The following is a 9,144-nucleotide window of genomic DNA, read 5'->3' as shown; positions in this document are numbered from 1 at the left end:
CTCTCTCTTCGAGTACGTCGGGTGAGGGAGACGCGGGAACGGTCAGTGTGGCGGCCGTGGAAGGGGTGGTTTTCTCTGGCGGACGGGCTAATACGGACGTTGGGGAGACTGGACGCGGCAATGCGGGAGATATCAGTGTTACGGCTAATGTGGTGGAGGTGCGAGACGGTACTCAGCTCTATTCGAGGACGTCGGGTCTGGGCAATGCGGGAACGGTTACTGTGGAGACTCTCGATCGCGCGTTATTTTCCAACAGTACCGTCTCCACGAATGTTGAGGAGACGGGACGGGGGAACGCAGGTGATGTGCGGGTGGTCACGAACGCGCTGGTTATCAATGATGGGGCTGTGTTGTCTTCTACGAACGCCAGTTCGGTGACGCTGAACCAATTTACGGCGGGTGATGTTCTCGTGCAAGCTGAGTTTGTGCGACTGGAAGAGGGGGCGGAAATTTCTGCTAATACTCTCGGTAAAGGGGGTAATGTTCGACTCGATGCGTTCTTGACTGTCTTACGGGGCGAGAGTCGTATCCGAACGAATGCGGACGGAAATTTTCCGGGGGGAAATATTACCTTGAATACGGATCTTCTCGTGGCTCGTGAAAATAGCGATATTACTGCTAATGCGACGGACAGTTTCGGCGGACGAGTTGAGATTGAGACTCAAGGGATTTTCGGGTCTGAGTTTCGCAATGCCCTCACGGGGGAAAGCGATATTACTGCGACTTCGGAACTGGGGGCGGCGTTTGGTGGCGTTGTTGAAATTATCTCTCCTGATGTGAATCCGACTTCGGGACTGACGGATTTGCCGGAAAGTCCGGTGGATGTGTCTAGGCTGTTGGGGACGGGCTGTTCTTCGCAAGATACGAGCAGTTTTACGGTGACGGGACGGGGCGGATTGCCCCCGAGTCCGGCGGATTTTCTCGATCGAACTCGGGTTTTACCGGATTTGGGACCTGATTCGGAGGTTCGGGAAAGGGAGGTTGATGGGGAAACGTCCCGAAGGCGCGATCGCCAGTCTGCTCCTCTGGTGGAAGCGACGGGGTGGGTTCGCGAGGCGGACGGCGGCGTGATTTTGGTGATGGGTGAGGCTACGACGGAGGATTTTTGGCAACCGCCGATGCGGTGTAGCGGACGTTAGTTGTGAAGTTCGTTTTTCCGACTTGATTCGATCGATTTGGGTTCAATCCTGTGGCTATGCAAAGTGTTTTCAAATTCCTCGCCCTCGCCGCTAGTGCGTTCTTGCTCGTTCTCGGATTCGGCAGTCCTCCAACGCCTGCGATGACGGGGTTGGCGACTTTCGATATTTCTGAACCGGCCGTGACGGCCGATTTTCCCCCATCCAGGGACCCTCAGCAACTCCTGCTGCAAGGTCGCCAGTTCTACCGCCAGGGACAGTTTCAAGCGGCGTTAACGGCTTGGGAAGCGGCGGAACGGGCGTTTGCGAGTCTGGGAAATTCGATCGATCGGGCGATGGTGTTAAGCAATCAAGCTCTGGCTCTGCAAGGGCTCGATCGCCTCGAGGACGCTCTTGAGGCGGTTTCTTCGAGTCTGCTTTTGTTGGAGGCGGAGGACGCTAGGGCTTCGGACGCCAACGGCCGGCGATCGCGGGTTTTGGCCCAGACGCTTAACACCCAAGCTGGTCTGCTGCTCGATCGCGGACGCGCCCGGGAAGCCCTCGACGCCTGGGAACGCGCTGAGAGGCTGTATCGCCAGTTGGGGGAAGATACTCAAGTGTTGCAAACGCATATTAATCAGGCGCAGGGGTTTCGCGCTTTGGGGTATTTCCGTCGCGCTCGGGGGATTCTGGAGGCGGCGATGGTTGATTTGGTCGATCGACCGGATTCGCGGTTGAAAGCGGTGGCTTTGTACCATTTGGGCAATACGTTGCGATCGATCGGTCTCCTCGATGAGGCGCAAACGGCGTTGGAACGGAGTTTGGCGCTTGCGGAAACTCTGGGTTCTCGATCGGATGCGAATGCGGCTCTGTTGGGGTTGGCGAACCTGGCGCGTTCTCGACAAACGCCTACGGGACGACAGGCGGCGTTGGAGTATTACCAGCTGGCGGCGGAAACGGCGGAGTCTCCGACGGAATGGATGGAAGCCCAGGTCGATCGTTTCAGTTTGTTGGTGGAAAGCCGACAGCTACGGGGGGCGCGGGAGTTGTGGCCGGAAATCCAAGCCTATTTGGAAACCCACCGCGATCGACTCTCGACTCGTCGAAGTGGCTTGTTCGCACAGTTGAAGTTCGCCCGCAACGCCATCGCCCTACGGGAACAAACGGACACCGATGTTCTCGATCGCGCCCGAATCGCCCACTTGTTGGCCGAGATTCACCAACGCTCGATCGCATTGGGCGATCGACGGGTTCAGTCTTACGCCCTCGGGGATTTGGGACATTTGTACGAACGGACGCAACAGTGGAACGAGGCGGAAACTTTGACGAAACAAGCTTTAGATTTGGCCCGACAACTGCCGAAAGGGGAAGATGTCGCCTATCGCTGGGAGTGGCAGTTGGGACGGATTTTTAAGGCTCGCGGCCAAACCCAAGACTCGATCGCTTTCTACGATGAAGCGGTTAAGTCTTTGCAAGCGATGCGTCAGGATCTCGCCGTCGTTAATTCAGCGGTTCAGTTCTCGTTTCAAGAAAGCGTCGAACCCGTTTATCGCCAATTTATGGCGCTACTTTTACAACGGGAAAACTCCCAAACCAGCCGGAGTTTAAACTTTAATTATAACGCAAAATCAAACGAATCGTCAAGTGCTTTAACCTCGAATTTAGACAAAGTTCGAGATTTAATTGAATCGCTACAAGTTGCCGAATTGGATGACTTTTTCAAACAGGCCTGTTTGGAGGTTAACCCGGTTGCCGTCGATGAAATCGACTCGCAAACTGCCCTGGTTTATACGATTCTCCTCGACGACGAGGCAACAGAGGAAAAACGCATTGAAGTCATCGTGCGGCTGCCCGATCGCGGCTTAAAACACTACGGTACGACTGTCGCCAAAACTGAATTTACCACCACCTTAGACCGAATCAAAAAAGTATTAATTGAAGACCCCATCGAGCGAGGACGATTTAGAACTTCAACTCTGCTCTCGCTGTCTCAAAAACTATATAGTTGGTTGCTGCAACCCATTGAAGCAGAATTAGCCGAAAGTAACGTAAAAACCATCGCCTTTGTTTTGGACGGTCCGTTACGCAACCTTCCCATGTCGATACTACACGACGGCGATCGATACCTGGTAGAACAGTACGGAATCGCCCTCAGTCCCGGCTTAAAACTCATCGATCCCAAACCCTTAGAACGGGGAGAAATGAAAGCCTTAATTGCGGGATTATCCGAACAAGTGACGGACGATTTCGACCCTTTACCGCAAGTTCTCGAGGAAGTCGAATCCATTCGCGATCGCATTCCCAACAGCCAGGTATTATTGAATCAGGAATTTACCGAAACAACAGTTCGATCGATCCTACAGCGCGATCGCTATCCCATCGTACATCTGGCCACCCACGGTCAATTCAGCTCCAGCAGCGACGATACGTTTATCTTAACCTGGCCCTCGCAAGCCGATAACGACTATCGCATCAACGTCAACGAACTGCAAACCCTCTTACAAACCCAAGATGTCAGTGGCGAGGATGCGATCGAACTCTTAGTCTTGAGCGCCTGTCAAACCGCAGCCGGAGACGATCGCGCCGCCTTGGGATTAGCCGGAGTCGCCTTCCGCGCGGGCGCTCGCAGTACCATTGCAACCCTCTGGCCTGTCAGCGACGAAGCCACCAGTAACTTCATGAGGCAATTTTACCAAGAACTTTCCGATAAATCGATCGCCCGCAGCGAAGCCCTGCGTCGCGCCCAAAACTTACTCATCAACTCGGAAAGTTTCGCCCACCCCTTTTTCTGGGCACCCTATACCCTCATCGGAAATTGGTTGTAATTGCAAGGTTTATGGGAGGTTTGTTGTCTTCCCAATTCAAGATATCACCCAGAGCGATCTCATGAAACGCTTTTTAAGACGAATCGGAAACTGGCTCGAAACCCATTGGGTAAAACCCGCCTATGCTGGAGGCTTGTGTTTAGCACTGTCTTTGTTTTACTTCGCCTCCGCCACCAACACCATGTCCGGGTGGTTATACGCCATTAGCGGTATGAATTTCGCCCTGTTAGGACTGGCGGCGATTTTACCAATGCGATCGCTGCGTCAACTGACAGTACGCCGACATCCCATCGAACCCGTCAGTTGCGGAGAACGGCTCACCGTCACCGTCGATCTCGAAAATCCCCAATCTCGCCCCGGATGGTTTGGCTCCTCCGGTTTGCTGCAAGTTTCCGACGCCATCCCCCATCAACTGGGGAGTTTTCCCAAACATTCGATCGAATCCCTTCCCCCCCAAGGCTGCTATCGCTGGATTTACACACAACCGGCCCCCCGTCGCGGCGTCTACCGCTGGGACGAAATCCATCTGAAAACCGCTGCCCCCCTGGGATTGTTCTGGTGTCGTCGCCCTCGCCTAGCCCCCGCTAAAGCGATCGTTTATCCCACAGTTCTCCCCCTGCACCACTGTCCCCTCATCGACGGTATCGGACGGGAAGACAATCCGATTTTTTCCGTGGAGGAACGCCAAGTTCAAGCGGCGTCCGAAGGCTTGACTCGCGCCCTGCGTCCGTACCGATTCGGCGACCCTATGCGGATGATTCACTGGCGCACTAGCGCCCGTTATGGGGAGTTGCGGGTTCGAGAACTGGAGGTGTTTCAAAGCGGTCTCGATGCGGTTATCGCCCTGGATACGATGGCGACGTGGAATCCCGAGGATTTTGAAGATGCTGCGATCGCAGCGGCGTCGCTGTATTTTTACGCCAGTCGCCAACAGCTTAACGTGCGGTTTTGGAGCGCCCGCACGGGGACGATTCAAGGCCATCGCGTCGTCCTCGAAGCTTTGGCGGAAGCCCATTTCAACGAAACGCCGATGGGGGAACCGCTACCCGATCGCCCGATTGTTTGGCTGACGAGTCAGAGCGATCGCATTCACGATCTTCCCTCAAACAGTCGTTGGGTGTTGTGGTCGGAGACACTATCGGCGAAAGTTCCTTATCGAGGTATTGCGATCGCACCCGAAACGGACTTGCAACAGCAATTACAATCAATACCCAAGTAACCTCTTCACCTCCCAAATGGAACTGCAACTCGAAAACGTCACCCTCTCTGCATCCATTGGAACGAAGCCGTTACTCGAAGATGTCTCCTTCGAGATCGATCGTGGCGATCGCGTGGCACTCGTGGGACCCTCAGGCGCGGGAAAATCCCTCCTGTTGCGGCTTCTCAACCGCCTCAGCGACCCCAGCCGGGGAACGGTGCGCTTTCGCGATCGCGATCTCCGCGAGATTCCGGTTCTGGAACTGCGACGTCAAATCGTCCTGGTTTTGCAAGAATCGAAACTGCTTGAAACGACTGTCGCCGATGCGATCGCCTATCCTCTAAAACTGCGCGGTTTAAAGAAACCCCAAATTCAACAACGCCTCGATACTTGGTTCGATCGACTCCGCATCCCCAGCGACTGGATGGGAAAAACGGAGTTACAGCTTTCTGTAGGTCAACGTCAACTGGTGTCGATCGTTCGCGCCTTAGTCACCGAACCCGCCGTTCTCCTCCTCGACGAACCCACCTCCGCCCTCGATGTCGGCCGTACTCACGGCTTGTTACAAGTCCTGGCCGATATCGCCCCCCAGTCTGACATGACTATTATCATGGCTAACCACCAATTGCAGGCAGCGGAATCCTTCGCCAACCGTCTCCTCTATCTCGAACAGGGGAAGTTGTTACAGGATACCGACGCCGAAACGGTGGACTGGGAGGCGATTCGCCAGCGACTCATCGACGCCGAACGTCAAGCGGCGCGAGAGTGGGGTGATGAGGTGATGGGATGATGGGATGATGGGGTGATGGGATGATGGGGTGATGGGATGATGGGATGATGGGATGATGGGATGATGAGGCTAGATCCCCGGCATCTTGAAGATGCCGGGGATCTCAAGGAGGATCTCAAGGAGATCTCAAGGATCTGAAAAAACGCCTATAATAACGTCTAAAATAGCTGCCAATCGTGCGATCGCAATAGCTTTAACTGTTCCAACCGCTGCGTAAAATAGCTGTCGTCGAGACGGCTGTAGTTGTGAAACGCAGCTTGCATCAGCGCGATCGACCAACTCCAAAAATGCGCCGCCTGCGTCAGGGGTTGCAACATCTCCATTTCCGTCTCCGTCAGCGGCGAAACCCTTTGATATCCTTCTAAAAAGCCGTTGCGAATGTTTCTACTAATTCCCGTCCGCAAGGCGATATGCAAAAATTTCGCCAAATCGAAGGCTCGCCAGCCGTAGCCGCACTGGTCGAAATCGAACAGCGTCACGCCCCCCTCTGGCGTAAAATGGGCGTTGCCGCTGTGAGGATCTCCCCAACAAACAACCCAGTAGGGATCGGTTTTCGGTAAGGCTTGCAAACAGGATTTACTGTGGGCGATCGATTCCTTGAGATAGTCGAGATCCTGGGGTCGATGGCGGAAAAACGGCGAAATGGTTTCAAAGGATCGATCGAACAAATAGCTTTCGCACAAGTCGTCTCGACAAAATGGACTTTGAAACGATCGCGAGGCGCAGTGCAGCCGAGCTAAAATTTCCCCTAACTGGCGACTTTGCGCCACATCGAGATCCCCGATCGGCACTTCACCGTCAGCATACACGAACAAGGCGGCGTATCGATCGCCTTCTGGAGCGCGAATCGTCACCGCCATGCGATCGTCGAGGGTTCGCAGAGGATGCGCTACGGGTAATCCTTGCTGCTGCAAAAAGTCCAGTAGATTTAATTCAAAGTAAATGTCCGATTCCGAGCGCCAGTGATGGTGTGACACTCGCAAAATATAGGGTTGCGTTTCCGTTTTGACCAGGTAAACGTCACTTAACCCACGATGCCAAAAACAACAGGATACCACTGGCTCGATTTCATATTCCGATAGCACCTGCGACACTAACGCATCCACAGATAAAGTCGAATAAACCGTAGGAAACACATCTGAAACTGATTGAGACCGCTGATTTTGCAATATCGATGTATTGCTGGAAACTTCCCTAGAAACTTTTGGCGAAATTTCGCAAAATCGAATTTCTCGACCTCGGCGATCGACCGATATCGTTCCACTCACTGGAGTCATCATCATTCTTACAGTTTTTACTTACAGTTTTCATTAACGTACAGCTTTCCCACATCGCCAGATCGCGCCGATCGATCCCCCTCTCGATCGGCTTTTGTCAAGATTTCAAGACATTTCTCTCAAGCTGTCGAACGAGTCAGATAGCCGCCTTCTCTCACAACAGCTCAAAGGTTTTAATAGGTCAATTTTAAACCTTTAACCTTCTAATTTTTCCAGTTGTGGCATGTATTTGTCAAACTTTATTAAAATTTTCTAAACGATCGTGATTCTTAACGAGAAACTGTAAAAAATCGAACAGTTTTACAGAAATTTTTATGATTTATAATGAGTAGGCGCTTTGTCAAAAATTTTCCGTTCGAGGCATCAAGCATCTACAATGGCACGGGTTGACCGAAATCCGACGAGGGAAAGATGGTATCGAGTCCCCTCTCCAGTGCCTTCAACCGCCAGGAAATCGAACAACTGAGGCGATCGCTCCTCAACTGGTACGATCGGCAGGGTCGCGATTTACCCTGGCGACGGGAACCGACGCCTTACCGCGTCTGGATTTCCGAAATCATGCTGCAACAAACCCAAGTCAAAACCGTTCTGCCTTACTTCGATCGCTGGTTGCAGCAGTATCCCGACGTCAAAAGCCTCGCTAACGCAGACATCCAACAAGTCTTAAAAACCTGGCAAGGACTGGGGTACTACGCCCGCGCCCGCAACCTACACCGCGCCGCGACTCTCATCGTAGAAAGACACAACAGCGAATTTCCCAATCGCTACGACGAGGTTATCGATCTCCCCGGAATCGGGCGCAGTACCGCCGGAGGAATCCTCAGCGGCGCGTTCAACCAACCCGTCGCCATCCTCGATGGAAACGTCAAACGAGTATTAGCGCGACTGACGGCCTTACCCGTTCCCCCCTCAAAAGCCGTAAAATCCCTGTGGGCGCTCTCAGAAAGCCTACTCGATCGCCAACGTCCTCGGGATTTTAACCAAGCATTCATGGATTTAGGGGCGACCCTTTGCACCCCAAAAAATCCCGCCTGTCTACTGTGTCCCTGGCGCGAGTCCTGTCAAGGGTACAATTTAGATCTGCAATCGGAACTTCCCATGCGCGAAACCCGCAACCCCATCCCCCACAAACACATCGGCGTCGCCGTCATCGTTGGCGAAGACGGAAAAATCCTGATCGATCGTCGTCCCCCCAAAGGGCTACTCGGCGGAATGTGGGAATTTCCCGGCGGAAAAATCGAACCCAACGAATCCGTCACCGACTGCATTCGCCGAGAAATCAAAGAAGAACTCGACATTGAAATCGAAGTCGGCGAACATCTCATCACCGTCGAACACGCCTATACTCACTTAAAAGTTTCCCTCAACGTTTACCGCTGTCGTCACCGTTCCGGCGAACCCAAACCCCTCGAATGCGACGAAATCCGCTGGGTGATGCTAGACGAACTCGAGGATTACCCCTTTCCCAAAGCCAACGTGAAAATTATCGAAGCCTTGCGTCAAGCCGCGTAACGCCTTTGTCTCAAATCCCATCCCGTAGCGGTGTTTCCTGCAACCCCTCTAGGGAGTTCTTTCCGCTTGCGATCGCGCGTATTCGAGATTTTTCTGATATTCGATCGTCTTCTGACGGGCGATATCCGTTTTCGGATGACTCTCGGGAACGGCGTTCATCGCCGCGATCGCCTTTTCCCACCCTTGCGCCACCTGTCGCCACGCTTCGGGAGTGTCGGCGGTTTGCGCCTGAGTAGCGGCGTCAGTGGCGTAGTTCACCGCCTCGCGGAAAAAATTGGGCGTTTCTGGAGTTGTGGTTTCCGAGGATTGCGACGGGGTGGGTTCTACCGTTGTCGCCTCAACCGCCGCTGGGTTAGAAAAGCGTGTTTGCAAGCTAAGTACAGGACAAAAGTTGCAGAGCCTGGAGAAACTGAGAGCGAAACAGAGG

At 53.5% G+C, this 9,144-nt stretch carries 5 protein-coding genes and 2 pseudogenes; 5 read left to right on the top strand and 2 right to left on the bottom strand.

Translation table 11 applies throughout. The features are described 5' to 3' along the window. The 4 genes and pseudogenes from ACP5D4_RS19645 to ACP5D4_RS19630 all read left to right on the top strand — a co-directional run. Positions 1–1,139, top strand: a pseudogene (locus ACP5D4_RS19645) (hypothetical protein); the annotation flags it as partial. A gap of 56 nt (positions 1,140–1,195) precedes the next feature. After that, positions 1,196–3,940, top strand: coding sequence for a CHAT domain-containing protein (locus ACP5D4_RS19640; RefSeq protein WP_428013306.1), 2,745 nt, complete (start codon positions 1,196–1,198; stop codon positions 3,938–3,940). Positions 3,941–4,001: 61 nt separating this feature from the next. Further along, a complete protein-coding gene (locus ACP5D4_RS19635; RefSeq protein ID WP_428013305.1) occupies positions 4,002–5,159 on the top strand; it encodes a DUF58 domain-containing protein in 1,158 nt (385 codons plus the stop codon). Between the two features lie 16 nt (positions 5,160–5,175). Next, complete coding sequence (locus ACP5D4_RS19630) at positions 5,176–5,928, top strand: ABC transporter ATP-binding protein (RefSeq protein WP_428013304.1); 753 nt, start codon at positions 5,176–5,178, stop codon at positions 5,926–5,928. A gap of 158 nt (positions 5,929–6,086) precedes the next feature. On the opposite strand, the gene ACP5D4_RS19625 is transcribed toward ACP5D4_RS19630, so the two are convergent. Next, positions 6,087–7,064 (bottom strand): phosphotransferase, encoded by a 978-nt coding sequence (locus ACP5D4_RS19625; RefSeq protein WP_428013303.1) that lies wholly within the window; start codon positions 7,062–7,064, stop codon positions 6,087–6,089. Positions 7,065–7,616: 552 nt separating this feature from the next. Between ACP5D4_RS19625 and mutY the strand changes: the two genes are divergently transcribed. Continuing rightward, positions 7,617–8,717: an A/G-specific adenine glycosylase gene (gene mutY, locus ACP5D4_RS19620; protein ID WP_428013302.1), complete on the top strand. Its 1,101-nt coding sequence runs from the start codon at positions 7,617–7,619 to the stop codon at positions 8,715–8,717. Between the two features lie 48 nt (positions 8,718–8,765). On the opposite strand, the pseudogene ACP5D4_RS19615 reads toward mutY, so the two are convergent. Beyond that, a pseudogene (locus tag ACP5D4_RS19615) lies at positions 8,766–9,144 on the bottom strand (hypothetical protein); the annotation flags it as partial.

It is taken from the genome of Baaleninema sp., from assembly GCF_049974805.1.
Taxonomy (GTDB): domain Bacteria; phylum Cyanobacteriota; class Cyanobacteriia; order Cyanobacteriales; family Geitlerinemataceae; genus Baaleninema.
Note: the sequence above shows the minus strand (reverse complement) of the source record. Positions and strands in the feature narration are given on the sequence as shown.

Coding starts and splice junctions, on each gene's coding strand:
- ACP5D4_RS19640 (WP_428013306.1), top strand. CDS start 1,196: ATGCAAAGTGTTTTCAAATTCCTCGCCCTCGCCGCTAGTGCGTTCTTG.
- ACP5D4_RS19635 (WP_428013305.1), top strand. CDS start 4,002: ATGAAACGCTTTTTAAGACGAATCGGAAACTGGCTCGAAACCCATTGG.
- ACP5D4_RS19630 (WP_428013304.1), top strand. CDS start 5,176: ATGGAACTGCAACTCGAAAACGTCACCCTCTCTGCATCCATTGGAACG.
- mutY (WP_428013302.1), top strand. CDS start 7,617: ATGGTATCGAGTCCCCTCTCCAGTGCCTTCAACCGCCAGGAAATCGAA.